The sequence below is a fragment of the Mesorhizobium sp. B2-4-7 genome (assembly GCF_006442685.1).
In the GTDB taxonomy this organism is placed as follows: domain Bacteria; phylum Pseudomonadota; class Alphaproteobacteria; order Rhizobiales; family Rhizobiaceae; genus Mesorhizobium.
Map to the genome: position 1 here is coordinate 568,161 of NZ_VFVH01000002.1, position 25,656 is coordinate 593,816.

Annotated in this window: 24 protein-coding genes and 1 pseudogene; 9 read left to right on the top strand and 16 right to left on the bottom strand. The window is 63.9% G+C overall.

From position 1 onward, the window contains the following. The 3 genes from FJ946_RS09540 to FJ946_RS31105 are packed head-to-tail and all read right to left on the bottom strand — an operon-like array spanning window position 1 to window position 1,933. Complete coding sequence (locus FJ946_RS09540) at window positions 1-1,374, bottom strand: glutamine synthetase family protein (protein ID WP_140563930.1); 1,374 nt, start codon at window positions 1,372-1,374, stop codon at window positions 1-3. Beyond that, window positions 1,275-1,703 (bottom strand): nucleotide disphospho-sugar-binding domain-containing protein, encoded by a 429-nt coding sequence (locus FJ946_RS31520; protein WP_348640498.1) that lies wholly within the window; start codon window positions 1,701-1,703, stop codon window positions 1,275-1,277. Before FJ946_RS31520 ends, FJ946_RS09540 begins: the two co-directional genes overlap by 100 nt. Beyond that, on the bottom strand, window positions 1,613-1,933 hold the full coding sequence (locus FJ946_RS31105) for a hypothetical protein (protein ID WP_224655810.1): 321 nt from the start codon (window positions 1,931-1,933) through the stop codon (window positions 1,613-1,615). The genes FJ946_RS31520 and FJ946_RS31105 overlap by 91 nt, the downstream gene beginning before the upstream one ends. Before the next feature lie 93 nt (window positions 1,934-2,026). Between FJ946_RS31105 and FJ946_RS30740 the strand changes: the two genes are divergently transcribed. Next, the gene (locus FJ946_RS30740) at window positions 2,027-2,221 is read left to right on the top strand and encodes a hypothetical protein (protein WP_181167598.1); all 195 of its coding nucleotides are present in this window, start codon (window positions 2,027-2,029) and stop codon (window positions 2,219-2,221) included. Between the two features lie 29 nt (window positions 2,222-2,250). Here FJ946_RS30740 and FJ946_RS09555 read toward each other — a convergent pair whose 3' ends face one another. The 6 genes and pseudogenes from FJ946_RS09555 to FJ946_RS09580 all read right to left on the bottom strand — a co-directional run bounded on the left by FJ946_RS09555 (window position 2,251) and on the right by FJ946_RS09580 (window position 8,041). Beyond that, the gene (locus FJ946_RS09555) at window positions 2,251-2,919 is read right to left on the bottom strand and encodes a hypothetical protein (RefSeq protein WP_140563931.1); all 669 of its coding nucleotides are present in this window, start codon (window positions 2,917-2,919) and stop codon (window positions 2,251-2,253) included. Between the two features lie 323 nt (window positions 2,920-3,242). Continuing rightward, a complete protein-coding gene (locus FJ946_RS09560; protein WP_140492572.1) occupies window positions 3,243-4,004 on the bottom strand; it encodes a glucose 1-dehydrogenase in 762 nt (253 codons plus the stop codon). Window positions 4,005-4,014: 10 nt separating this feature from the next. Beyond that, the gene (locus tag FJ946_RS09565; protein WP_140563932.1) at window positions 4,015-4,827 is read right to left on the bottom strand and encodes an ABC transporter permease; all 813 of its coding nucleotides are present in this window, start codon (window positions 4,825-4,827) and stop codon (window positions 4,015-4,017) included. After that, window positions 4,827-5,684 carry an ABC transporter permease gene (locus FJ946_RS09570; protein WP_140524649.1) on the bottom strand — a complete coding sequence of 286 codons (858 nt, stop codon included), beginning with the start codon at window positions 5,682-5,684 and terminating at the stop codon, window positions 4,827-4,829. Before FJ946_RS09570 ends, FJ946_RS09565 begins: the two co-directional genes overlap by 1 nt. A gap of 77 nt (window positions 5,685-5,761) precedes the next feature. After that, window positions 5,762-6,924, bottom strand: a pseudogene (locus tag FJ946_RS09575) (spermidine/putrescine ABC transporter substrate-binding protein). Then, entirely contained in the window at window positions 6,905-8,041 is a 1,137-nt protein-coding gene (locus FJ946_RS09580) for an ABC transporter ATP-binding protein (RefSeq protein ID WP_140563934.1), read from the bottom strand. The pseudogene FJ946_RS09575 and the gene FJ946_RS09580 overlap by 20 nt, the downstream one beginning before the upstream one ends. A gap of 119 nt (window positions 8,042-8,160) precedes the next feature. Here FJ946_RS09580 and FJ946_RS09585 point away from each other — a divergent pair, with 119 nt between their 5' ends. After that, window positions 8,161-8,967 carry a LuxR C-terminal-related transcriptional regulator gene (locus FJ946_RS09585; RefSeq protein WP_140524652.1) on the top strand — a complete coding sequence of 269 codons (807 nt, stop codon included), beginning with the start codon at window positions 8,161-8,163 and terminating at the stop codon, window positions 8,965-8,967. 27 nt (window positions 8,968-8,994) lie between these two features. Here FJ946_RS09585 and FJ946_RS09590 read toward each other — a convergent pair whose 3' ends face one another. The 5 genes from FJ946_RS09590 to FJ946_RS09610 form a co-directional block, all read right to left on the bottom strand. Then, window positions 8,995-11,067: a 3-hydroxyacyl-CoA dehydrogenase NAD-binding domain-containing protein gene (locus tag FJ946_RS09590; protein WP_140563935.1), complete on the bottom strand. Its 2,073-nt coding sequence runs from the start codon at window positions 11,065-11,067 to the stop codon at window positions 8,995-8,997. Between the two features lie 145 nt (window positions 11,068-11,212). Continuing rightward, entirely contained in the window at window positions 11,213-12,160 is a 948-nt protein-coding gene (locus FJ946_RS09595) for an ABC transporter permease (protein ID WP_140492591.1), read from the bottom strand. A gap of 3 nt (window positions 12,161-12,163) precedes the next feature. Next, window positions 12,164-13,138: an ABC transporter permease gene (locus tag FJ946_RS09600; protein WP_140492594.1), complete on the bottom strand. Its 975-nt coding sequence runs from the start codon at window positions 13,136-13,138 to the stop codon at window positions 12,164-12,166. Between the two features lies 1 nt (window position 13,139). After that, a complete protein-coding gene (locus tag FJ946_RS09605) occupies window positions 13,140-14,603 on the bottom strand; it encodes a sugar ABC transporter ATP-binding protein (RefSeq protein ID WP_140492597.1) in 1,464 nt (487 codons plus the stop codon). A gap of 49 nt (window positions 14,604-14,652) precedes the next feature. Next, window positions 14,653-15,666, bottom strand: coding sequence for an ABC transporter substrate-binding protein (locus FJ946_RS09610; protein WP_140492600.1), 1,014 nt, complete (start codon window positions 15,664-15,666; stop codon window positions 14,653-14,655). Between the two features lie 208 nt (window positions 15,667-15,874). Here FJ946_RS09610 and FJ946_RS09615 point away from each other — a divergent pair, with 208 nt between their 5' ends. From FJ946_RS09615 to FJ946_RS09635, 5 genes are all read left to right on the top strand, one after another. After that, complete coding sequence (locus FJ946_RS09615; protein ID WP_140563936.1) at window positions 15,875-18,295, top strand: glucan 1,4-alpha-glucosidase; 2,421 nt, start codon at window positions 15,875-15,877, stop codon at window positions 18,293-18,295. A 42-nt stretch (window positions 18,296-18,337) separates the two neighbouring features. Then, the gene (gene gnd / locus FJ946_RS09620; protein ID WP_140563937.1) at window positions 18,338-19,354 is read left to right on the top strand and encodes a phosphogluconate dehydrogenase (NAD(+)-dependent, decarboxylating); all 1,017 of its coding nucleotides are present in this window, start codon (window positions 18,338-18,340) and stop codon (window positions 19,352-19,354) included. 22 nt (window positions 19,355-19,376) lie between these two features. Further along, complete coding sequence (gene zwf / locus FJ946_RS09625) at window positions 19,377-20,753, top strand: glucose-6-phosphate dehydrogenase (RefSeq protein WP_140492609.1); 1,377 nt, start codon at window positions 19,377-19,379, stop codon at window positions 20,751-20,753. A 16-nt stretch (window positions 20,754-20,769) separates the two neighbouring features. Then, entirely contained in the window at window positions 20,770-21,474 is a 705-nt protein-coding gene (locus tag FJ946_RS09630; RefSeq protein WP_140492612.1) for an ROK family protein, read from the top strand. 216 nt (window positions 21,475-21,690) lie between these two features. Next, on the top strand, window positions 21,691-22,152 hold the full coding sequence (locus FJ946_RS09635; protein ID WP_140492615.1) for a MucR family transcriptional regulator: 462 nt from the start codon (window positions 21,691-21,693) through the stop codon (window positions 22,150-22,152). Between the two features lie 179 nt (window positions 22,153-22,331). Here FJ946_RS09635 and FJ946_RS09640 read toward each other — a convergent pair whose 3' ends face one another. Continuing rightward, window positions 22,332-22,739, bottom strand: a complete 408-nt coding sequence (locus tag FJ946_RS09640) for a lysozyme inhibitor LprI family protein (protein WP_140492618.1) — start codon at window positions 22,737-22,739, stop codon at window positions 22,332-22,334. Window positions 22,740-22,773: 34 nt separating this feature from the next. Beyond that, entirely contained in the window at window positions 22,774-23,199 is a 426-nt protein-coding gene (locus FJ946_RS09645) for a hypothetical protein (protein WP_140554826.1), read from the bottom strand. Window positions 23,200-24,092: 893 nt separating this feature from the next. On the opposite strand from FJ946_RS09645, the gene FJ946_RS09650 reads away from it, so the two are divergent. Further along, window positions 24,093-25,331 carry an MFS transporter gene (locus tag FJ946_RS09650; RefSeq protein WP_140563938.1) on the top strand — a complete coding sequence of 413 codons (1,239 nt, stop codon included), beginning with the start codon at window positions 24,093-24,095 and terminating at the stop codon, window positions 25,329-25,331. Window positions 25,332-25,416: 85 nt separating this feature from the next. Further along, window positions 25,417-25,647, top strand: a complete 231-nt coding sequence (locus tag FJ946_RS09655) for a hypothetical protein (protein WP_140492627.1) — start codon at window positions 25,417-25,419, stop codon at window positions 25,645-25,647. Window positions 25,648-25,656 lie beyond the last annotated feature (9 nt).

Here is a 25,656-nt window from a genome sequence, read left to right on the forward strand (position 1 = left end):
TCACACCTTCAAGAGCAGGTGGTCGCGTTCCCAGCTCGTCACCACGCTCTGGAACAGGTCGAGCTCGACGCTTTTCACCCGCAGATAGGTCTGGAAGAAGTCCTCGCCGAGCAGTTTGCGCACCGGTTCACAGGCCTCGAAACGATCCAGCGCCTCCTCCATCGTTTTCGGCAGCGTGCTCTTGATCTTGTAGGCATTTCCGGATGCTTCCGCCGAGCGCGCCAGCTTCTGTTCGACGCCCAGATAGCCGGCCAGAAGCGAGCCGGCGATCGCCAGATACGGATTGCAATCGGCACCCGGCAGCCGGTTCTCCACCCGCCGCGCGGCGCGCCCGCCGGCCGGCACGCGCAGGCCGCAGGAGCGGTTGTCATGCGACCATTCGATGTTGGCCGGCGCGCTGTGGTTTGGTCTAACGCGTCGGAACGAATTCACGTTGGGCGCGAACAGCGGCATGATTTCGGGAATGTATTTTTGCAGGCCGCCGATGAAATAACCGAACATCGCGGTATCGGCATCATCGCTGCCGGCAAACAACGTGTTGCCGGCCTCGTCGATGACGGACATGTGCAGATGCATCGAGCTGCCGGCCTGTGCGGCAATCGGCTTGGCCATGAAGGTGGCGTGCATGCCGTCTTGCTGGGCGGCCTGGCGCGTCAGCCGTTTGAACAGCAGCACCTTGTCGGCCAGCGGCAGCGCGTCGCCATGCAGGAAGTTGATCTCCAACTGCCCCGGTCCCGATTCATGAATCAGCGTATCGAGCGGCAGTCCGGCGATCGCAGCATAGTCATAGATGCGCCGAACCACCGGTTCGTATTCCTCGAGCGCCGCCATGTCATAAGGATGCTGCACGGCCTCGGCGCGGCCATTGCCGCCGGTCGGCGCGGTCAGCGGCTTGTCGGGATCGGGATTGGGCGCGGTCAGGTAGAATTCGAGCTCCGGCGCCACTACCGCCCGCCAGCCGCGCTGCCGGTAGAGATCGAGCACGGCGCGCAGAACATGGCGCGGCGAGGCCATCCATGGCCGGCCGTCCATGTGGAAGGCGTCGGCGAAGACGTAGGCCTTGCCAGCGCCGGCGCCCGGCGCCAGGCAAAGCGTCGAGACATCGGGCACCATGCGCATGTCGGGGTCCGAATACGCAAAACCCTCGTCGATGGAACCGGAATAGCGGCCGTCTATGCTGACCAGGAAGGCGCTGCTCGGCAGATAAAGCGCACGGTCTTCCAGCGCCTTGAGGAATTTTGCCGTCGGCAGCGCCTTGCCGCGCAGCACGCCGTTCATGTCGGGCACAAGGCATTCGACCTCGTTGATGCCGTGCTGCGCCAACCAGGCCTTGGGATCGGTGGAGGGCGCGGTATTCGTGTTCTTCTCAAGCATTTTGTTCGAGTCCGTATCAGAGAGAGTATGGCTTGCGCGACCACGTCCGTTCCGGGGTTCAGCGCCATCTGGGCTGCATTTCCCTTGAGGCGGGCGCGCATGGCGTCGTCGGCCAGAAGGCCGGGAATGGCGCTCTCCAATACTCCTTCGGTCCAGCCGTCACGGCCGATATGATCGCCGGTGCCGGTCTCTTCGGCGCGGCGTGCATTGTCGTGGCCGTCCCGGCAATAGGGCATGATCAGCGACGCCACACGGAAGCGCAGCGCCTCAAAAAAGCAGTTGCTGCCGCCATGGTGGATGAAGAAATCCGACTTCGCTGCGGAAACCAGGGGTCGAGATAGATATTGTCGGGCACCGCTCGGTAGGCGTCGCGCAGGCCGCCGACATTGACGATGAAGCGCGCCGGCAGCTTGTCGGCAAAGACACCGGAAAGGCCGGGTTGGGAGATGAAGACGGGGCGGGCGCCCCGCACGGCCTGCGCGATGCCGACGCAATTCAACGCCGCGCCGAAGCCTGCTTCGGGAAACAGCGCGATGGTCGGGCTGGCTTTACGCGTCAATTATTTCCTCTTCATTCCGGCCGGCTGGTCATGCCGAACGGCGCGAGAGCGCCGTGGCCGGCCGCTTGCGGTCGCAGTTTGCGAGAGCCGCAGATGGACGCGAAGCAGATCGGCAGTAACCTAATACTGCCGGCTTTCGAGCTGGTCGAGTGCTTTCAGATGTTCGCGCAGCGATTGCCGCAGCCGAAAGACATTGGCGACCACCGGCATAGATGCCGGCAGCCGCCGCAGCTTAAGGTGATCGGACAAGGCATCGGCCACGAAGCGATTGGCCGCAAACGCGTGTGAGGCCGGCTGCCCCGTTGTCGCTGGCGATGCTACGGCGTCGGTTGCATGGCAGCGGCCGTCTCGTCGATCTTGCCGGCAAGGACGCCTTGGGCCCAAGCGGTGACCTCGGCGTCGACGGGCTTGTTGGCCATATCGGTCAACGCCGCATCGAGCGTGGCCGGGTCGGTACCGACCGCCGCCGCGTCGACCACTTCCTGCTGGGCGGCGATCTGGTCCTGCAGAGCCGATATCTGTCCAGGCAGGGCCGCCTGCTCCTCGGGGGTCATCGCGGCGATCTGGTCCGGCGTCAGCGATGTCAGTGCGTCCAGCTGTGAATTCAGGGCATCCAGCTGAGTTTGTGCGACCTTGGCTTTTGCCGACTGCGTCACGAAGGCCTGAAGCGCAGCGAATTTCCTGCTCTTGGAATTCATATAGGCGTTGACGTTGCGCTGGAGCGAGTTCAGCCGGCCGAGCTTGGCGTGGAGGTTCTTTTCCTTGGGCAGGGACGAGACCTTTGTCTTCTTATCGACCGTGGTCATTGTGTCCGTTGTCGCCTTGGCTACCTGCCCCCGGGCCGACGAGGACTTGCCGTGCGCAGCGCCGCTGTTGCCGTGGGCGCCACCATTGCTATGCCCGTTGCCGCCGGCTTCGGCGAGCGCCGGAGAAGCCAGAAGCGCCAGTGCGGCTAACGCCGCGAAAACAGTTTTCCGGTTTGTCATGATGTCTCCTCGGGAAACGCCGCCCTGCGCCCGCTGCTATGGTAAGTTCGTATGAGAAGCCGCTAATTATGCGCAGTAAACTTTGGACAAAGACTGTCTCAATAAGAGAGCTGGGCAACCTGTCGGCACAGTAACTTGTTGATGTTTAAAGGAAACCTATGTCTTTGAACGGCTGCGGTACTGAAGTCCCATGCCGGTCGGACCATGGTCCGAACTGTCGGTCAGAGTTGATTTCGGCGCTGCCGGCCGGCGACGCGGCTCTGGCCCAGAACGCGCAGGCCACGGCGCTTTTCACCAATCGGCCGAAGGCCCAGACGGCTGATTCAGCCGATGCTTTCGCCACCGTCGATCACCAACGCCTGGCCGGTCATGAAGGATGACCGATCGGACACGAGGAAGAGGATCGCCTCGGCGATCTCCTCGGCGCTGGCCCAGCGCCCCATCGGGATCTTGGTGCGGACATAGGCTTCGATTGCCTCGCGTCCGCCCATCTGGGCGATGAACGGTCCATTGAACGGCGTGTCGACCCAGCCGGGGCAGAGCGCGTTGACGCGCACATTGTGGCGGGCATAGTCGAGCGACATCTGCCTGGTCATCGCCACCACGGCATGTTTCGAGGTCGCATAGGCGATCATCTCGCGGTCGTAGAACACGCCTGAATTCGAAGCCGTATTAAGGATGACGCCGCCGCCCTGTGCGACCATCGATGGCATGACGATCCTTGCCGCCAGGAACTGCGCCCGCACATTGACCCGCCAGGAAGCGTCCATGCCGCCGGTCTCGACCTCGGTCAGCGTGCCGCCGACCTGGATGCCGGCGTGATTGTGCAGGATGTCGATGCGCCCATGCCGGTCGAGCGTACCGGCAAGGAGCTGCTCGACCGCGTTGTCGTCCGAGACGTCGGTGGCGACCGCCTCCGCCCGGCCGCCCGCGGCGCGTATATCTGAAGCCGTCGCCTCGCCGCTGGTCCGATCCCTGTCCGCGATGACGACCACCGCGCCTTCCCTGGCCATGATCATGGCGCCGGCGCGCCCGATGCCGGAACCGGCGCCTGTCACCACGGCGATGCGGTCTTCGAGGATCATGATGCGACCTTCAGTTTGACAGCTTGCGCTGGCGCAGCTGCCATTGGGCAAGCACCACGAGCAGGACGGACGCGACGAGCACGATCGTCGCGATGGCATTGATCTCCGGCGTCACCCCGCGCCGGATCGACGCAAAGACATAGATTGGCAGCGTCGTCTGCGCGCCGGCGACGAAGAAGGCGACGATGAAATCGTCGAAGGAGAAGGTGAAGGCGAGCAGGAAGCCGGCGACCACCGCCGGCATGATCTGCGGCAGGACGATCGAGCGGAACGTCGTCAGCGGCGTGGCGTAGAGATCGCTGGATGCCTCGACCAAGTTGCGATCAAGGCTGCCCAGCCGCGTGCCGACGATCATCGTCACCAGCGCCATCGAAAACAGGCCGTGCGCGGCGATGATCGAACCATAGCCGAGCGACAGGCGCGGCGGCTGATCGTCCGGCCAGATCGAGGCGAGGAACGGGTTGATGACGGCGAACAGCTGGACGAGTGCGACCAGTGTCGAAATGCCGATGACGACGCCGGGAACGACGATTGCGGCTCCAAGCAAGGCGTCGAAGACAGCGCGGGTCCGCACCCCGACGCGTGCCAGGCCGAGCGCGGCCGCCGTGCCGAACACCGCCGCCAGCAAGGCGCTGGTGGTGGCGATGAACAGGCTGTTCTTCAGCGCCTCGACCAGGAATGGGTTCGCCAGCGCCTTGCCGTACCATTGCACCGAAAAACCGGTGAACTCGCTGGCGTGGTGACCGGCGTTGAAGGAAAACAGCACGACCAGCGCGATCGGCAGGTAGAGGAAGGCGAAGACGGCTACGACGAAGACGCGCATCAGATCAGATCCACCCGGCGGGCGCCCGAGACGCGGGTCGAGATGCGGTTGGCGGCAATCAGCACTACAACCGAAACCAGCACCAGCGTGATCGCGATGGCCGATCCGAACGGCCAGTTGCGCGACTGCAGGAACAGGTCGACCAGCGCATTGCCGATGAAGAACACCTTGCCGCCGCCAAGCAGCGTCGGGATCAGGTATTCGCCGAGCAGCAGGATCATCACCAGCGAGAAGCCGGTCATCACGCCGGGCAGCGACAGTTTCAAGGTCACGCCCAAGAAAGTGGAGAGCGGCGTCGCGCCGAGATCGGCGGAGGCCTCCAGCAGACGGCGATCGAGCCGCTCGAGGCTGACATAGATCGGCAGGATCATCAGCGGCAGATAGCCATAGACGATGCCGAGCAGGACGGCGCCCGGCGTGTTGATCAGCCTGACGTCCTCGATGCCGGCAAGCGCGAGCAGCGCCGGGATGCCGCGTCCACCCAAAATGTACATCCAGGCATAGGTACGCATCAAAAGGCTGGTCCAGAACGGTATGACGACCAGCGCGAGCAGGATCAACCGCCAGCGCTGCGGCGCCCGCAGGGCGAGGTAATAGGCGACGGGATAGGCCACGAGCAGACAGGCGAGCGCGCCCACCGGAGCCAGCACCATCGTGTTCCAGAACGCGGTCGCCCGCGCCGGAAGATTGGCATATTGCGCCAGCGTGAAGGCCGCCTGATAGCCGCCCTCCGGCGCCCGCTCGCCGACGCTGAAGACGGCGATGGCCATGAACGGCAGCACCAGGAACACGACGAGCCAGGCGGCCGCCGGCCCGAGCAGCATGGCCGTCAGCAGATTTTTGCGAATGCCGCGCATCGAAGGATTGCCCCGGTGCCGGCGGGTCTGGGCCCGCCGGTCAAGTTGTCTCGAATGGGATTTGTTGCCCGCCTGGCTCAAGCCGACTTGAAGCGCGCCATCAGCTCGGCGCGGCCCGGATCGGTCAGCGTTGCCGCAGCGCCGAATTCCAGCGGCGTCAACAGGTCGGCCGCCGGATAGAGGATCGGATTGTCCAGCACTTCCTTGGGCAGCAGCTTGTTGACGCGCGCGTCGGTCGAGGGCGCGCCGTTGGCGAGGTGTTCCTTGACCGCGACCTGCGGGTTCATCAAATAGTTGAGCAGGGCATAACCGGCCGGCTTGTTCGGCGCGTCCTTCGGAATGGCGTAGAAGTCGGTCCAGATCTCGCCGCCTTCCTTGCCCAGTACATAGGCGATCTCCGGAATGTCGCGATGGAGCTGCGCACCGTCATTGGTCCAGCACATGGTCATCCAGGCATCGCCCGCGCGCATGCCAGGCTGGTAGTCGGATGACACCGCGAACAGATGCGGCTTGACCTTAAGCAGCAATTCCTCCGCCTTGGCGAGCTCGTCCTGCTTCAGCGAGTTGAAGGAGTAGCCGTAATATTTCAGCGCATTGCCGATGGTGGTGAGCTGATAGTCGTGGACCATGGTGCGGCCGTCGCCTTCGGCCATGGCCGCGTCCCAGAACTCCTTCCAGCTCGTCATCGGCTTGGTCAGCTTCTTGGTGTTGACGGCAAAGCCAGTGGTGCCCCAGTTCTTCGGCACGGCATAGATGGTGCTGTCGATCGTGCCTTCCGAGGTGAAGCGCGGATCTTCCTGCGTGCCGTCGAAATTCGGCAGCTTGGCCATGTCGAGCGGCTCGATGATGCCGAGCTTCTTGTATGTCGAGATCGTGTAGTTGGTCGGTACGAACAGGCTCCAGCCCGACGCCCCGGCCTGCAATTTGGCCAGCATCTCCTCATTCGAGCCGAACACGTTGACCTCGACGGCGACGCCTGTGTCCGTCTTGAAATTCTCGAAGGTCTGCGGGTCGTGATAGTTGGGCCAGGTGGCAATCGACATGCGGTCGCCGAGGTTCTCGGCGGCAAAGGCCGGCGTCGGCATGATGCCGATCTCGCGCGCTTCACCGCCGTCGCGATGCCGAGGCCGGTGAGGCCAAGGAAGTCGCGGCGGCCGATCGAGCCGCGCTTCAAACGCATCAGCTGGTCGACGAAATTCTCGGGGCTTATCGGCAGTCCGTCACGATATGATTTCGACATGTTTTTCTACCCTCTGGTTGGTCCCGTTGTTCTTTGGATCCGCGAACGCCAACGGCCTTCCGGCGGCAAAGCCGATGGCGACGGGTTCACCCGGCTTGAAGAGATTGCCCTGGCCGATCAGATGGTCGGCCTTGGCCAGCAGCGTACCGATGCCCTGGATCTCGACTGCGTATTCCGCCGTGGAGCCCAGAAAGATCCGGTTGCGGACGATGCCCCTGAGCGGCCCGCTTGTCGGGCCACCGAGGCTGAGCGATTCAGGACGCAGGCTGACCGAAACGGTTTCGTCTTGCTGCAAGGCTGTCCGCTTGCGCGCCGCGATGACGGTGCCATCGGCCAGCTTCACATCCACCAGATCACCCGAATGCCCTGCGACGGTGCCGCTCAAGAGATTGGTCTTGCCGACGAAATCGGCGACGAACAGGTCGGCCGGCTCGTCATAAATCTCGCTCGGCTGCCCGAGCTGCACGATGCGGCCGCCATTCATGACGCAGACGAAATCGCTCATCGACAGCGCCTCCTCCTGGTCGTGGGTGACCAGAACGAAGGTGATGCCGATCTCGCGCTGCAGGTTCTGCAACTCGATCTGCATGTCGGTGCGCAGCTTCTTGTCGAGCGCCGCCAGCGGTTCGTCGAGCAGCAGCACCGCCGGTTTGTTGACCAGCGCGCGGGCGAGAGCGACGCGCTGCTGCTGGCCGCCGGACAGTTCGTGGACCTTGCGGCCGCCATAACCGGCGAGCCGCACCATTTCCAGCGCCTTGCCTGCCCGCAGGCCGATCTCGCGCGACGACAGCCGCGGTCTCGCCTGGCGCAATCCGTAGGCGACATTGTCGTTCACATCCAGATGCGGGAACAGCGCATATTGCTGGAACACCATGTTGACAGGCCGCCTGTAAGGCGGCGTGCCGGCCATGTCCTGGCCGCGGATGAACACCTTGCCCTCGCTCGGCTGTTCGAAGCCGCCGATCATGCGCAGGCAGGTCGTCTTGCCGCAGCCGGACGGTCCGAGCAGGGCGACGAAAGCGGAGGGCGGCACGGCCAGATCGATGCCGCTGACCGCGGTCACCGCGCCATAGCGCTTGGTGACGCCGCGAAACTCGATGTCGGGCACTGCGGTCAAGGCTGCGGGCTCCAGCGACAGGACGATGCGATTTCGGGACGCTACCAGAGCCAATGGCAGCTAGTATATACCTCGCAGGTGGTATATCTGACCTATTTTCTTGTTTAAGGGGGTATTGGATGTCCCGCAGCGACGACTACAGCCAGCTCGCCGCGCTGGTCGCGGCGACGCGGGAGACGAGCGGCGACGTCTTCGGCAAGGCGATGGTCGCTTGGCTGCGGCAGCATGTCGGCTTCGACCACTGCGTGGTCTTCGGCTATCGCGGCGCTGCACGCCCGCCGCTGCTGTTCGAGACCTTCTCGTCGGCCGAGAGCCATGTCTTCGTTGCGCTTTACCAGGAAGGCCCATACCTGCTGGATCCGTTCCACCATGCGGCGGTCGAGCGCAAGGAAGGGTTCTGGCGCATGCGCGAGCTGGCGCCCGACCGCTTCTACGCCAGCGAATATTTTCGCTCCTACTACAGCCAGACCAGGCTGGCCGAGGAGGTCGGCTTCTTCGTTCCGCTGCCGGGCAAGGATGCGCTGGTGCTGTCGCTGATGCGGCTGCGCGCTTCAGGTCCGTTCGGGACCGCCGACGCCAGACTGCTGCGCGACATGGCGCCGGCGGTGGTCGCCTTCGCCCGATTGCGCTGGCCCGCCCTTCCCGCCGACGAGCCGGCCGAGGCCAGGCAAGACGATGCATTGGCGGCGGTCAACGAGTTCGATCGCGCCCATATCTGGAAGAGCCTGTCCCTGACGCCGCGCGAAAAGCATGTCGTCGATCTAGTGCTGCAAGGGCATTCCACCGAATCAATCGCCCGGGCCATGCGCATCGTGCCGGGGACGGTGAAGGTCCATCGCCGCAACATCTATCGCAAGCTCAAGATCAAATCGCAGGCCGGCCTTTTTGCCCGCTTTGTCGAAATCATCGACGCGCGGATAAGATAATTCCGACGGCCTTCAACCGCCTTTCGATCAAGGTCTTGCGCCAGCCTCCCAGGAGCCGGTCTCGGCCATCCGTTTCAGCAGCCGCGCCGGCTTGAAAACATCCTTGCCCGTCCGCTGGTGCCAATATTCGAGCCGCTCGACGATCCTGGGCGCGCCTTCGAGGCCGGCCCAGAACATCGGACCGCCCTTGCCGATGGGAAAGCCATAGCCGTTGACCCAGATGACATCGATGTCGGAGGCGCGGGCGGCTATCCCTTCTTCCAGAATCTTGGCCCCCTCGTTGACCATGGGATAGAGCGTGCGCTCGATGATTTCTTCCGCGCTGATTTCGCGCGACGCGATGCCCTTCTCGGCTGCCTTACCGCGGATCAGCGCATCGATCTGCGGGTCCGGGACCGGCATACGTGACCCGTTCTCGTAAAGATAATAACCTCGACCGGTTTTCTGGCCGAAACGCCCCTGTTCGCACAACGTGTCGGCGATCACGGCCGTCTGGCCTCGCGCCTTGCGGTTGCGCCAGCTAATGTCGAGGCCGGCGAGATCGCTCATCTGGAAGGGCCCCATCGGCCAGCCGAAATCGGTGAAGGCCTTGTCGATCTGGCTGGGCGTCGCGCCTTCCAGCAGCAAGGCTTCCGATTCGGAGCCGCGCGCGGCCAGCATGCGGTTGCCGACGAAGCCGTGGCAGACGCCGACGACGACGGCCACCTTGCCGATCCGCCGCGCCAAGTCGACTACGGTTGCCAGCGCGTCGGGCGCGGTCTTGTCGGCGCGCACGATCTCCAACAGCTTCATGACGTTGGCCGGCGAGAAGAAGTGCAGGCCGAGCACGTCTTGCGGGCGCGAGATCGAGGCGGCGATTTCGTCGATGTCGAGATAGGAGGTGTTGGTGGCGAGTATCGCTCCCGGCTTGGCCATGGCATCGAGCTTGCCGAACACCTCTTTCTTGACCGCCATGTCCTCGAACACCGCCTCGATGATCAGGTCGCAATCGGCGAGGTCGGAATAGTCGGTGGAGCCCTTGAATTGAGCGAGGCGTTGGCGCTTGGCGTCTTCGGTCAAGGAGCCACGCGAGACCGAGACGGCATAGTTCTTGTCGATCATGCCGAGCCCGCGCTGCAAGGCTTCCTGGCTGGTCTCCAATAAGGTGACTGGAAAACCGCCATTGACGAAGGCCATGGCGATGCCGCCGCCCATCGTGCCGGCGCCGACGACGCCGACGCGGGCGATCCTGCGCCGGACAAGATCCTTGCCCGGGACCTTTGCCGCTTCACGCTCGGCGAAGAACAGATGCCGCTGCGCCCGCGACTGATCGCTGGCGACCAGCTTCATGAACAGCGCGCGTTCGGCAGCCAGAGCTTCCTCGAACGACATCGTGACGGTATTGCGCACCGCTTGCGCGCAAGCGATCGGCGCGTCGAGGCCGCGCGCTTTCCTGGCGAGATCCGCCGCCTCGGCATCGAAAGCGGCCAGCTCGGTTTTCTTGATCTCGTCATCGCGATCGCGCACCGGCGTGAACGGCCCGCCCTTGCGAGCGATCTCCCTGGCGAAGTTCACGGCATGCGTGATCACGTTACTCTCGAACACAGCATCGACCAGTCCGGCTTCATGCGCCTCATCAGCACCGACCAGCGCACCGGAAACGATCATCCTGAGCGCTTTGATCGCGCCGACGAGGCGCGGCAGCCGCACCGTGCCGCCGCCGCCCGGCAGCAGTCCAAGCTTCACCTCGGGCAGGCCGAGCCTGGCGTCGGCATCGGCAACGCGGAAGTGACAGCCGAGCGCCAGCTCCAGCCCGCCGCCCAGCGCGGTGCCGTGGATGGCGGCGACCGTAGGTTTGGCGATGGTTTCCAGCGTCCCAATGATGGCACGCAGCTCGGGCTGCTGCACGGGCTTGCCGAATTCGGTGATGTCGGCGCCGGCGACGAAGGTCCGGCCCGCGCATGCGACGACGATGGCTCCGACCGATGCGTCGTCACGCAAGGCAGCCAGCGCGTGCATCAGTGGTTCGCGGACATGAAAGCTCAGCGCGTTGACTGGCGGGTTGTCGATGGTGACGATGGCGACGTCGTTGTCCCTGGCGACGCTGACAAAATTGGACAAGCTGAACCTCCCGAGACCGGCTGCGATCCGGAGGGTTTACTAGGCTGCGCCGCGAATGGGAACCGCGTGCCGCATTGGCACAAGGCTTGTCAGGCCAGGCTGTAAGGCGGCACGCTGGCGAGTTGCGGCTGAAGAGAAGCGAATATCACCGCACCGCCTTCTCCCCGCCTGCCGCCGTGATGACGCCGACGATGATCAGCCCGGTCAAAAGCAGGCGCACGCCGGCGCTGACGCCGAATGTGTTGAGCATGGTCAAAAGCAGCACCAGGAACAGTGCTGCGCCCCAAACGCCGGGGACATTGGCCTTGCCGCCGGCCACCGAGGTGCCGCCGATGACCACCACGGCGATCGAAGCCAGCAAATACTCGTTGCCGATATCGACATTGGCGCCGCGGAAATAGCCGGCGAGCAGCGCGCCGTCGATGCCGCCGAGCGCGCCCGACAGCGTGTAGGTGAGGAAACGGACGCGGCCGACATTGACGCCGGCGAGCCAGGCGGCGCGGATGTTCTGGCCTATCGCCAGCACCGAGCGACCATAGATCATGCGCTGCAAGGCGATGGCCGCACCGATGGTAAACAGCACGGTGAGAACCGCCAGCACCGGAATGCCGAGAACCTGCCGGTTGGCGAAATCGGCAAAGCCCGGCGGCGGCTTGATCTGCAATCCGCGCCCATAGCTGATGTCGACCGACTGGATGATGAAGCTCGCCGACAAAGTGGCGATGATCGGCGGTATTCGCAGCGCCCAGATCAGCAGATAGTTGACGGCACCGATCGCGGCACCACAGGCAAGCGCAGCCAGCAGCCCGACCACAATCATGGCATCGCTGCCGCCCATCACCTTCATGGCCACCGCGCTGGCGAGCCCGATATTGGCCGGTAGCGACAGGTCGACATTGCCCGGCCCAAGCGTGATGACGAACATCTGGCCGACGCCAGCGATGACGGTGAACACGGCCAGCGACAGCGCGGCGGTGACCATGCCGCCGGCGCCATAGCCGCCGGTGAAAGCGATGGTCGCCAGCCACACCACAAGCGCGCCGACGAACGACCAGATCCAGGGTTTGGCAACCAGCGATCTAACCAGCGCCATCGCTTACCTCTCCTTACGGCTGATCAGCACCCGCGCCGCCAGCACGATGATCAGGATGGCGCCGTTGGCCGCCACCTGCCAGTCGGGCGGGATGTGCATGAAGGTAAGCAGCGGCGATGCCGCCAGCGCCAGCGTCAGCGCGCCGATCACCGCTCCGATCGGCGACACGCGGCCGCCGACGAATTCACCGCCGCCGAGGATGACGCCGGCGATCGAAAGCAGCGTGTAGCCATTGCCGATATTGGCATCGGCCGAAGTGGTGATGCCGATCAGCGCCATGCCGGACAGCACGCCGAACAGACCCGTCAGCGCGAACAACACGACCTTGGTCTTGAGCAGCGACCAGCCGGCGCGTTTGAGCGCAGCCGGGTTGCCGCCCGAGCCGCGCAGAATCACGCCATAGGAGGTGCGCATCAGGCCGAAATGGACGATGAGGCCAATCAGCAGCGCCGCGATGATCGGGAAGGGCACAAAGGGCGGCTTGAACGCCATGATCGCCAGCAGCCAGTCCGGCGCCTTGCCGCCGGGCTTGGGCAGCACCAGGATGGCCAGCCCCTGCCAGACGAAACTCATGCCCAGCGTCACCACGATCGATGGCAAATTGCGCAGATGGATCAGCGCGCCGAGCAGCGCATAGACGCCGATCGATCCGAGCAGGACGAGGACGCCGATGAGCGGTGCGTCCTTCAACCAGGTCGCGGTGACGCAGCCGACGAAACCGACAAAGGTGCCGATCGACAGGTCGAGCTCGTTGCCCGATATGACGAACATCTGCGCGATCGTCGCCAGCGCGATCGGGATCGCCAGGTTCAGCATCAGGCCGAAGCCGAAATAGCTGATGGCGCGCGGATTGAGCCAGGCGATGGCGAGCAGCACCAGCGCCAGCGACAGCGCCGGCAGCAGCCCGCGCAGCAGGCGGGCGCGCGCCGCTCCGCTTCCAAAAGTCTTCGAACCGTTTTGAACAGACAGGGCTGTCATCTTAGGCGGCGTCGCCGAAGGAGGACTGGATGATCTTTTCTTCCGTCAGCTCGTCGCGCGTCAGATTGGCGACGATGCGGCCGTTCTTGAAGACATAGACATGGTCGCAATTGTCGAGTTCTTCCGTTTCCGTGGTGTACCAGAGGAAGGTGCGGCCCTTGCCGGCCTCCTCGCGCACGAGATCGTAAACCTCGAGCTTGGTGCCGATGTCGACGCCGCGCATCGGGTCGTCCATCAGCACGATCCCGGCATCGGAGCCGAGAGCCCGGGCGAACAAGGCCTTCTGCTGGTTGCCGCCCGACAGCGAAAAGATGTTGTTGTTCATATCCGGCGTGCGGATGCCGATCTTCTTTTGCCAAAAGCCGGCCAGTTCGGCCTCGCGCCGCGACGAGATCAGCAGCCCGTTGCGCAGCCGAGCCAGCGAGCGGATGCCGATATTTTCAGCGATCGACCACTGCGGAAAGATGCCGTCCGCCTGGCGGTCGCCAGCCACAAGCGCCACCGGCGCGGTGACCTCGATGCCGGCCTTGGCGCGGGACGCGGCCGCGAAGATCGCCAGCAGCAGGTCGGTCTGGCCATGGCCGGCCAGGCCGGCAAGTCCGATAATCTCGCCGGCGCGGGCCACCAGCTCCTTGCCGTCCCGTTGCCGCGCCGGCCGTGCGCGCACGCGCAACGGGCCGGCCTCGGCTTTCCGGATTTCGGTGGGGGTCCTCCGATGTGCTTCGGCACCGCCCATGGTGGCGACCAGCCTATCGCGGTCGAAGGCGTTCGCCGCGTCGGCGGCGACAACCTTGCCGTCGCGCATCACGACGATGCGATCGGCGTTCTGCAGCACTTCGCCCAGCACATGCGAGATCAGGATGCAGCTGCCGCCCGACGCGACGAAGCGGCGCACGAAGGCAAGCAGCTGACCCGCCGTGTGCGCGTCGAGCGAGGACGTCGGCTCGTCGAGGATAACCAGGTGCAGCGGCTCGCGGGTCAGCGTGAACGCGCGCGCCACCTCCACCATCTGTCGCCGTCCGATGGAAAGGTCACCGGCGATGTCGGCCGCCGAGATGCCATGGTCGGGAAAGATTTCGTCCAGCTTGGCCGTGATCAGCTCGGCCGCCTTGCGCCGCCAGCCGAAGCCGGTGAGCGAGGCGTGGTTGATGCGCGTGTTCTCGGCGACGCTGAGATTGGGGCACAGCGACAATTCCTGGAACACGCAGCGTATGCCGAGCTGCTGTGCCCGCGACACCGAGTAGTTCTCCTCGGCCTCACCATGCACGCCGATCGTTCCGCTGTCGGGTGTCAGCGTGCCCGCCACCATGTGCATGAGCGTCGATTTGCCGGCGCCGTTGTGGCCGACGAGGCCGACGCACTCGCCGGGCCCGACAGTGAAGTCGACGCCGCCAAGCGCGCGAACGGCGCCGAAGTGTTTTTCGGCGCCGCTCAGTCTGATGATGTCCGCGTTCCCTTCAGGCATGCTCAACGATATCCGGTCGGCGATGTGCACGGCAACGCGTGTGCGACATTCACTTGATATTGGCTTTGATGGCCGCGATGGCATCTTCCTGTGTGTATTCGTGCGTGGCGACACCGCCCTCCTTGATCTTCGGCAGAGCGGCCTCGAAATCGTCCTGAGTGAAGGCGAGATACGGCACCAGCAGGTCGTGCGGAATGTCCTTGCGGCCATCGAGCACTTGCTGCGCCACCCAGAAGGCGAGCGTCGAGACACCGGGCGCGATCGAGGCCGACCAGGTCTGGTAGCCGTCCTTTTCCTTCTGTTCCTTCCACCATTTCAGCTCGTCCTGGCGGTTGCCCATGATGATGGTCGGGCGCGGCTTGCCGGCGGCGGCGAAGGCTTGCGCGGCGCCATAGCCGTCACCGCCCTGGTCGACGATGCCGACGATTTCGGGCAGCGAGGGCAGGATGGTCGCCACGGCCTTCTGCGCCGTCGTCTGGTCCCAGTCGCCGGTCACCGAGCCGACGATCTTGAACTCGGGATGGGCGGCCACGCCTTCGAGGATGCCGGCATGGATGGCGTCGTCGATCGAGGTGCCGGCGAGGCCACGGATCTCGAGCAGGTTGCCGCCCTTGGGCTGGAACTTGGCCATATGCTCGACTTCCTGCTTGCCCATGTCCTTATAGTCGACGACGACGCGGTAGGCGCAGGGTTCGGTGACGATGCCGTCGAAGGAAACGACCACGATGCCGGCGTCGCAGGCCTGCTTGATGGCACCGTTCAGCGCGTCGGGCGAGGCGGCGTTGATGACGATGGCGTCATAGCCCTGTAGAATCAGGTTTTGCACCTGGGCTGCCTGGGTCGGCACTTCCTTGTCGGCCGTCGTGAAGACATCGGCGGCCCCGACCACCTTGTCGGCCACCGCCTTCTTGGTGACGGCGTTGTAGCTGTCGAGCATCGCCTGCCGCCACGAATTGCCGGCGTAATTATTGGAGAAAGCGATCTTCTTGCCGCTGGTGTCGGCAAACGCCGTACCGGCTGCGAGCACCGCTGCAAGGGTGCCCAGGACGAACAGTTTCTTCATGTCATACTCCTCCCGAGTTGCTGGTCTTGATGGCTGCTGGTGACTATCGCGCTTGCGTACCTGTTTTTTATCTATTGTCAGACAAAAGTGCAGAAGGCCGGCGAGCTGTCAACTGCAATCCATAAGATGCCGCTGATCACATTGCGGTGCGACGATTGAAAAGGCTTCGGTGGATGGACTAGGCATGCGGGCAGGAGGCCGCAGACGCATGGCAGTGACGCCGATCGTTCCCCCGGGGGCTCCGGGAATTCCGGCGCGCTGGACGTCAAGCGCCAAAAGCGGCGTCGGCGCGGCGCTTTCGCCGTCGAGCCGCGTCTGGTTCACGCTCAGCCATGGCATCCTGAACGAGATCTACTATCCCGGTGTCGACAGTGCCTGCACCCGCGACCTCGGCCTGATTGTCACCGGCCCGAACGGATATTTCTCGGAAGAAAAACGTGATGCCTCGCATGGCATCGAACTGTTCGAAGAAGGCGTGCCAGGCTACAGGCTGGTCAACACCGCTGATGACGGTGCCTACCGGATCGAGAAGCGCATCCTGGCCGACCCGGCGCGACCAACCTTGCTGCAGGAGATCACCTTCACGCCGCTCAAGGGCGCGCCGGGCGACGACTTCCGCGTCCACGCCTTGCTGGCGCCGCATCTGGTCAATGCCGGGATGGGCAACACCGCCTGGATCGGCGACCACGAGGGAGAGCCTGTGCTGTTCGCCTCGGGTCGCGGCACCTGCTTGGCGTTGGCCTCATCGCTGTCTTGGCGGAACTGCTCGGCCGGCTATGTCGGCGTCTCCGACGGCTGGCAGCAACTGCGCAACACCGGTCGGCTCGATCCAGCCTTTCAGCGAGCCGAGGACGGCAATGTCGCGCTGACCGGCGAAATCGGGTTTTCCGCCAACAGCACCAAAACGGTACTGGCGCTGGGCTTCGGGGCGACGTCCGAAGAGGCCGCTCGAAATGCCTTCGCCAGCCTCAGGCAGGGGTTCGCGGCGGCGGCGACGTCCTACGCCGAACAATGGCGCGAATGGCAGGCTGGCCTGCTGCGGCTGGACCGCCGTGGCGCGTCCGGAGTGAACAGCTACAGGATCTCCACCGCCGTCCTGGCGACGCACCGGTCATCGCTCATGCCGGGCGCGGCGGTCGCCAGCCTGTCTATCCCATGGGGCTTCGACAAGGGCGACGACGATCTCGGCGGCTACCATCTGGTCTGGCCGCGCGATCTGGTCGAGACGGCGGGCGGCTTTCTCGCCGCCGGCGATGCCGCTTCGGCTCTGCAAACCCTCGACTATCTCTGCTCCATCCAGCAGCCGGATGGCCACTGGCCGCAGAACGCCTGGCTCGATGGGACAGCTTATTGGCCGGGCATCCAGATGGACGAATGCGCCTTTCCGCTGCTGCTGGCGAATGCGCTGCGGCGCCAGGGCCATTTGCCGCGCGCCAGGCTTTTGGCCTTCCTGCCAATGATCGAGCGCGCCGCAGCCTATGTCGTGCGCAATGGACCCGTCACCGGCGAGGACCGTTGGGAGGAGGATTCCGGTTACAGCCCGTTCACGCTCGCCGTTGAGATCGCGGCGCTGCTTGCCGCCGCGGATATGCTGGAGGCCTGCGGCAAGCAGGACGCAGCAAGCTATCTGCGCGAGACCGCCGACGGCTGGAACGACCAGGTCGAGCGCTGGACCTATGTCACCGGCACGGCAAGCTGCGAGGCGACCGGCGTCGCGGGTTACTATGTCCGCATCGCACCGCCCGACAGCGCCGAGGCCGGTTCGCCGAAGGACGGCTATGTGCCGATCAAAAACCGCCCGCCTGGCGATGCCGACCGGCCGGCGCAGGAAATCGTCAGCCCGGACGCATTGGCCCTGGTGCGCTTTGGCCTCAGGGCAGCCGACGATCCGCGCATCGTCGACACGGTCAAGGTCATCGACGCGCAGCTGCGCCGGCAACTGCCGCAGGGGCCGCTCTGGTATCGCTACACCGGCGACGGCTATGGCGAGCACGAGGACGGCGCGCCATTCGACGGCACCGGCCAGGGCCGCCCCTGGCCGTTGCTCGCCGGCGAACGGGCCCATTACGAGCTGGCGGCCGGACGCAAGGACAAGGCGACCTCGCTGCTGGCGGCAATGGAGGGCTCGTCCGGACCGGGCGGCCTGTTGCCGGAGCAGATCTGGGACGGCGCCGACCTCCCCGAGCGCGAACTGCTGCATGGCAAGCCCTCGGGCAGCGCCATGCCGCTGGTCTGGGCGCATTCCGAACATATCAAGCTGCTGCGCTCGCTGCGCGACGGCGCGGTGTTCGACATGCCGCCGCAAGGCGTCGAACGCTATATCGACAATAGGACCGTCTCGCCGTTCCGGACATGGCGCTTCAACAACAAGATCCGTTCCATGCCGGCCGGCAAGACAATGCGCGTCGAGCTTTTGGCGAAGGCAACCGTTCATTGGAGCGTCGACAATTGGGCGACCGTGCATGACAGCGCGACCAGCGAGAATGCCTTCGGCGTCCATGTTGCTGATCTGCCGGTCGCCGGCCTGCCCGAGGGGAGCACGCTGATCTTCACTTTTTTCTGGCCCGGCAGCGGCGATTGGGAGAATGTCGACTTCTCCGTCATCATTGGTGAACAGGACAGACTGTAGATCCTTCCCGGCAGATCCTCTTCAAGACACAAGGATGAGACCATGCAGATCGGAATGATGGGACTGGGCCGAATGGGCGCCAACATGGTCCGGCGCCTGATGCGTGACGGCCACGAATGCGTCGTCTACGACATCAACCCGGCAAGCGTCGCGGCCCTGGTCGGCGACGGCGCCTCGGGGGCTGCATCGATGGCGGAATTCGTCGGCAAGCTCGCCAAGCCGCGCTGCGTGTGGCTGATGCTGCCTGCGGCCATCACCGGCAAGATCGTCGATCAGGTGGCGGCGCTGATGGAACCCGGCGACATCATCATCGACGGCGGCAATTCCTACTATCACGACGACGTCGACCGGGCCGCCAAGCTCGCCGCCAAGGGCCTCAACTATGTCGATGTCGGCACCAGCGGCGGCGTCTGGGGCCTGGATCGCGGCTACTGCCTGATGATCGGCGGGCCCGATGACGCGGTCCGGCATCTCGATTCGGTCTTCGCCACGCTGGCGCCCGGCGCGGATGCCGGTGCGCCCGCTCCCGACAAGACGGCCGGCACGGCGCCCTTCGGCTATCTGCATTGTGGCCCGAGCGGCGCCGGCCACTTCGTCAAGATGGTCCATAACGGCATCGAGTACGGCGTCATGGCCGCCTATGCCGAAGGCATGAATATTCTCAAGGCCGGCAATGCCGGTAAGGTCAAGCGCGATGCCGATGCCGAGACCAGCCCGTTGCAGAACCCTGAATACTACCAGTTCGACATCGACCTTGCCGAGGTGGCCGAGGTCTGGCGGCATGGCAGCGTCATCGGCTCGTGGCTGCTTGATCTCACCGCCGGCGCGTTGAAGAGCGATCCCGGCCTGACCCAGTTTGGCGGACGGGTGTCCGATTCCGGCGAAGGCCGCTGGACCCTGAAAGCGGCCATCGACACCGGCGTGCCGGCGCCGGTGCTGTCCTCGGCCCTGTTCGACCGCTTCTCCTCGCAAGGCGAATCCGAATTCGCCGACAAGCTCTTGTCGGCCATGCGCTATGCATTCGGCGGCCATGTCGAAAAACCGAAGGCCGGCAAGTGACGGCGGCAGGGGAGACGCACTCATGAGCCCGGAACGGTCCGATACGCTGGTGCTCTTCGGGGCGACCGGCGACCTCGCCCACAAGAAGATATTTCCTTCCCTCTATGCCATGGTCGCCAAGGGAACGCTTACCGAACCGGTGATCGGCGTCGCCTTCGACGCCTGGGATTTGAGGAAATTGCAGGACCGCGCGCGCGACGGCATCGTCAATACGCTCGGCAAGATCGACGAGAAGGTGTTCGCCAAGCTCGCTTCGCTGCTGCGCTATGTCAGCGGCGACTATCGCGACCCGGCCACGTTCGAGAAACTGAAGAGCGCGCTGGGCACCGCCCAGCGGCCGCTGCACTACATGGCGGTGCCGCCGACCATGTTCGAGACGGTGGTCCAGGGCCTGGAGCAATCGGGCACGGCGCGCGGCGCGCGGCTGATGGTGGAAAAGCCCTTCGGCCATGACCTGCAATCGGCGCGCTGGCTGAACCGAGTGCTGCATCTGGTGTTCGACGAACAGTCGATCTTCCGCATCGATCACTATCTCGGCAAGGAGGCGATCCAGAACCTGCTCTATTTCCGCTTCGCCAATTCCTTCCTGGAACCGATCTGGAACCGCAATTTCGTCGAGAGCGTGCAGATCACCATGGCCGAGGATTTCGGCATCGATGGGCGCGGCCGCTTCTATGACGAGGTCGGCTGCGTCAGGGACGTCATCGAGAACCATCTGCTCAACATCCTCCTGCTGCTGGCGATGGAACCGCCGGTCGGCCGTTCCGCCGACGACCTGATCGACGAGAAGGTGCAGGTGCTGCGCGCGATCCGCACCCTGACCAAGGACGATATCGTGCGTGGCCAATTCGACGGCTATCTCGCCGAGCCCGGCGTGGCGCCCAACTCGCCGGTCGAAACCTTCGCGGCGGTGCGCTTCCTCGTCGACACCTGGCGCTGGCGGGACGTGCCGTTCTTCATCCGCGCCGGCAAGAACATGCCGGTGCATGCCACGGAGGTGATCGTGCGGCTGAAGCGGCCGCCGCTCGATGTCTTCGACCCGATCAAGCCGAACGACGCCAACTATGTGCGCTTCCGCATCGACCCGCAGGTGGCGATCTCGATCGGCGCCCAGCGCAAGGCAGCGGGCGACGACATGGTCGGCGAACAGGTCGAACTGACGGCGCTCGACGACAGCAAGGGCGATATGCCGCCCTATGAACGGCTGATCGGCGATGCCATGAACGGCAATGGCCAGCTTTTTACCCGCCAGGACGCCAGCGAACTTGCCTGGCGCATCGTCGGGCCGGTCCTCGGCGACACCACGCCGCCGCATCTTTATGAACCGAAGACCTGGGGGCCGGCAGCCGCCATGAACGGCTTCGGGCCGCCGAACGGCTGGATCAATCCATCGAAATAGGCTGGGAGAGGGCAGCATGGCCAGGACGGCAAGGCCGAAAGCGGCGAGCGGCGATCCGATCGTGCTGTCGATCGACATAGGCGGCTCGCACGTCAAGATCCTCACCAGCTCAGGCGGTGCTGAGCGCCGCGCCGATTCCGGGCCGGACCTGAGGCCCCAGCAGATGATCGATGCGGTGAAGGCGCTGGCCGACGGACTGTCCTACGACGTCATCTCGATGGGCTATCCCGGCCCGGTGCATCACAACAGGCCCTTGTTCGATCCCGCCAATCTCGGCAAGGGCTGGGCCGGCTTCGACTTCGCCGCGCAGTTCGGCAAACCGGTCAAGGTGGTCAACGACGCGCTGATGCAGGCCATCGGCAGCTATGAAGGCGGTCGCATGCTGTTCCTGGGGTTGGGAACCGGCCTGGGTGCGGCGATGATCGTCGACAACGTCGCCCAACCGATGGAACTCGCCCATCTTCCCTATAAGAAGGGCAAGAGCTTCGAGGACTATGTCGGTGAGCGCGGCCTGATAAAACGCGGCAAGAAGAAATGGCGAAAATCCGTTTTCGACGTCGTCGACCGGCTGCGCGCCGCCATGCAGCCCGATTATGTCGTCATCGGCGGCGGCAATGTCGACAAGCTCGGCGATTTGCCCGCCGACAGCAGGCGCGGCGACAACACACGCGCCTTCGAAGGCGGATTTCGTCTGTGGCGAGACAAGGCCCTGATCGTCTGATAGTATTACAGTTCAGTATAGTTATTCAAAATAATGTGTGACGCGGGGCCAAGTCGTTGCATTGCGCAGATTTGCCGACTAGGAATTCCGGCGCACTACATCGCGACGAACCGCGAGGGACGTGCAAAGACGCCGCCGCACTTTAACTTTGCGCATCATCCCATCCGAAACTGTGCCGATTTCGGGCCCCATACGCCATAGACGGAGGAAAATAGATTGACCGACGACAGCAACGACGCTCGCAAGGATATCGACCTTCTCGAGCTGACCGCCCATATCGTGTCGGCTTACGTCGAGAAGAACCGCCTGCCCGCCTCCGGCCTGGCCGACCTCATCGCCAGCGTCAGCGCTTCGATCAGCGGGCTCGGCCAGCCGGCCGTACCCGTGGCGGCGCCGCTCGTGCCGGCGGTCAATCCCAAGAAGTCGGTGACGCCGGATTTCATCATCTGCCTGGAGGACGGCAAGAAGTTCAAATCGCTGAAGCGTCATCTGGGCGTGCATTTCGGCCTGACGCCGGACGCCTACCGCGCCAAATGGGGCTTGCCGTCGGACTATCCGATGGTCGCTCCCAATTACGCGGCCTCGCGTTCGGAACTGGCGAAGTCGATCGGTCTCGGCCGCAAGGCCGTCGCTCCGAAAGCGCCGGCCAGGGGCAGGAAAGCCAAGGTCTCGGCCTGAGCGCGCATTCCGGCGCTGAGCCAATGGTTTGATTGAGGCCTGCCGGCGGTTCCGTCTTGGCAGGCTGCCCGATCTTACGCTCTTCCATGGCGAGCGCGCAATTGCAGGGCGGGCTCGATGCCATCTCCGGCGCGCTGAGGGAATGATTTTCCACCCCGTCTGCAGACTGGCAGGAAACCTCAGTTCGCTGCCGGAACGGAACAGCTCAGATCGCCTTCCTTGCAATTCAGGTAACCCTCGAAATCCTTGACCCGGGATTGCGTCAGGCCATCCATGCACATCGAGAGGAGCATGGGGACCACGCTGCCTCCGGCCGCTCCCGCGATCTGGAAATTGCACTCGGCGTCGCGGAACTTGATCCAATTCTGCTGCGCTTGGACAAGAAGCTTCTTGGTATCCGCGTCGTCCTTCAGGCGGGTTTCGATCTGCTTGTAAAGTTCGTTGAGCTTCTTGTCGGATTTCCTGAACGAAGCATCGGCGCATTGGTTCATGGTGGCCTGATCCTTGGCGTCGGCGCACTTGTCCTTGGCAAAAGCGAAAGCCGGCATGGCCAGAACTACGGCGGTGGTCAGAATTGCGGTTTTCATTGGTTCTCGTCCTCTTTGCAGGTGAGCGGCATCGTCATTCCGTAACGGTTTCGGCGAAGCACCTGGCCAGCTTTTCCGGCGCTCCGAGCTTCTTCGCCCAGGATACCAGTCCAGGCTTTTCCGATGGATCGGCATAGCCGCCCCAGACGTCACGAAACTGCTTCTTTCCGTCGACGGTCTGGAAGAACATCACGCCGTCATCGCTCACAGGCGTGGAGACATAAGCGGCGCTCCAGTTGCCGCTTTCCAAGATGGTGATGAACTTGGCGCGGGCGGGCTTGAACTTATTGTCCATCGCCGAAGCGACGAGCGGTGCATATTCCTGTTTGCGCGCCTTCGTCACTTCGACCTTGACGCCGTCGCAGGCATCGTTCGCGAAAGCAGATGTCGGTATCAACCCCGCCAGCCCGATCATGACGATTTTGGCGTGCCGTCGAACCAAGTCGCCGAATTCAGACATAGGTGGTTTTCCTCTTCCTTTGCGGAGTGTGGCTGTCAGTCGGAATCGTCGTCACCCGATGAATTGTCATCGTCAGGCGCATCGACCTGGCAGCCGATGCCATTGCACCCCTGATAGTTGCCCTGCGTATCGAAGCTTGGATTGCCGGGCTGTGGCCCATGCATTCGACGACTTTGCGGCCGGCCGTCGCAATTCCTCAAATCGAGGGGAGCGCTCCCAGCGGGAGCCGCCTTGGCGAATGTCCATTTCCCTCTCCATGCCTAGCGCCCATCCGCCCAAGCATGCCAACGATCCGCCGGCGCGGTTGATGTATCCATAGGTTGTAACCGATGTCCCCGGCTAGCAAGGAAAAATTGCCCGATCTTGAGTTCTGTTTTGAAAATGCTTAATAATCCAGTAAGCACCCTGCTTGATTTAGCAAGTACTTAAATGCAATGACAGAAAGGCGCCAGCAAAAAGATTGCTGATTACGCGTACGCTTTTCGCATTATTCCAACATGGAATGGTCTATTGTTCCAATTCACAAGGAACGACGATATATAAGGGTGAAGTTACGCTCGACATTATCGCCAAAACCCAATGTATCGGTAGGTTTCGGCCATGCCAGTGGGCAGGCCGAAAGAATGCTGCTCATCGATCGGCTTTCAAGGCTATCGCGTGCACGATGGGGAGACATGCGGTCTTCGAGACACCCGATAGGCTTTCCTGTCCCGCCGGGCCTTGGCGGGTGAGTTTCGTGTGCGTTCGATGGAACACGTCAGAAAATCCTTGATCCAGAACCTGTTTTTTGCGCGCGTCATACGTCGAACTGGGCTAAAGGGTTCCCCGGCCGGACCAGCGTCCTTCGTGGAAGTGCCCCGCCGGCCTCCATCCTTCTAACGGGGCCTCGTTCCATGACCTCCGAACAGATATCACCGGACCAGCGCTATGCCGCGTTCCGCCATCGCTCCTTCCTGAGCTATTGGGCGGCGCGCTTCCTCACCACATTCGCCACCATGATCGTGTCCGTCGCGGTCGGCTGGCAGATGTACGACCTGACCCGCGACCCGCTCGATCTCGGGCTTGTCGGCATCGTCCAGTTCCTGCCTGCGCTGCTCCTGGTGCTGGTCACGGGGGTCGTTGCCGACCGTTTCGGCCGCCGGCTGATCATGGCGCTGGCGGTGCTGCTCGAGGCGATCTGCGCGCTCGCGCTGCTCATCCTGACCCTGCGCGGCATCAGCGGCCCGCTGCCAATCTTCATCGTGCTCGCCATGTTCGGCATTGCCCGCGCCTTCTTCGGACCGGCCTCGTCGTCGCTGTTCGCCAATCTGGTGCCGCCCCGGGATTTCGCCAACGCCATCGCCTGGAACTCGTCGGCCTGGCAGACGGCGACCATCGTCGGGCCGGTCGCCGGCGGCCTGCTCTACGGCGTATCGGCCGAGGTGGCCTATGGCACGGCCACGGCGCTGATGCTCGTCGCCGGGCTGCTGATCTTCACCATACCGAGGCCAGCGCAACGCAGCGAGACCGACAAGCCGACCATGCAGACCCTGTTCGCCGGCTTCGGTTACATCTGGGGCGAGAAGATCGTGCTTGGCGCCATCTCGCTCGATCTCTTCGCCGTGCTCCTGTCCGGCGCCTCGGCGCTGCTGCCGATCTATGCCCGCGACATATTGCAACTCGGTCCCTGGGGACTTGGTTTGCTGCGCTCGGCGCCAGGGGTGGGTGCCATCTGTGTCGCCATCTGGCTCGCTGGTCATCCTATCCGAAACCACGCGGGCCTGATCATGCTCGGCTTCGTGGCCGCGTTCGGCGCCTTTACGGTGCTGTTCGGCCTGTCGACCATCGCCTGGCTGTCGATCCTGGCATTGGCCTTCCTCGGCGCCACCGACATGTTCAGCGTCTACATCAGGGAAACCTTGATCCAGCTCTGGACCCCCGATCATGTCCGCGGCCGCGTCAACGCCGTCAATCAGGTCTTCGTCGGCGCCTCCAACGAGCTCGGCGAATTCCGCGCCGGCACCATGGCGGCGCTGATCGGCACGGTGCCGGCCGTCGTCATCGGCGGCGTCGGCGCCATCGCCGTTGCCGGCCTGTGGGCCTACCTGTTCCCGGCGCTCCGAAGGGTGCGGCACCTCAATGAACGAAACTGACGGGGCATCGAATTCAGGTCCACCGGTATCGGCGGGCTGCGAATCCGTGCTAAGCCGCCGCCCGACCAACCAAAGGACGATAACTGTGAGCGAACCGACCGTGGCTGAGGCAACCGAGAGTATCTATGTGTCGCTGCGGGCCGACAATGCCGATCTCGACGCCCATATCGCGACGCTTAAGGCAGCGCTGGCACGAGAGGGGATGAAGCAGGCGGTGTTCGATCCCACCAAACTGGCGCAGAACAACCGCTCGGGCCGCAAATTGATGCAGGCTTATTTTCGTCAGCGCGGCGTGAGCGTGACGTTTTCGAACTAGCAGGCGTTA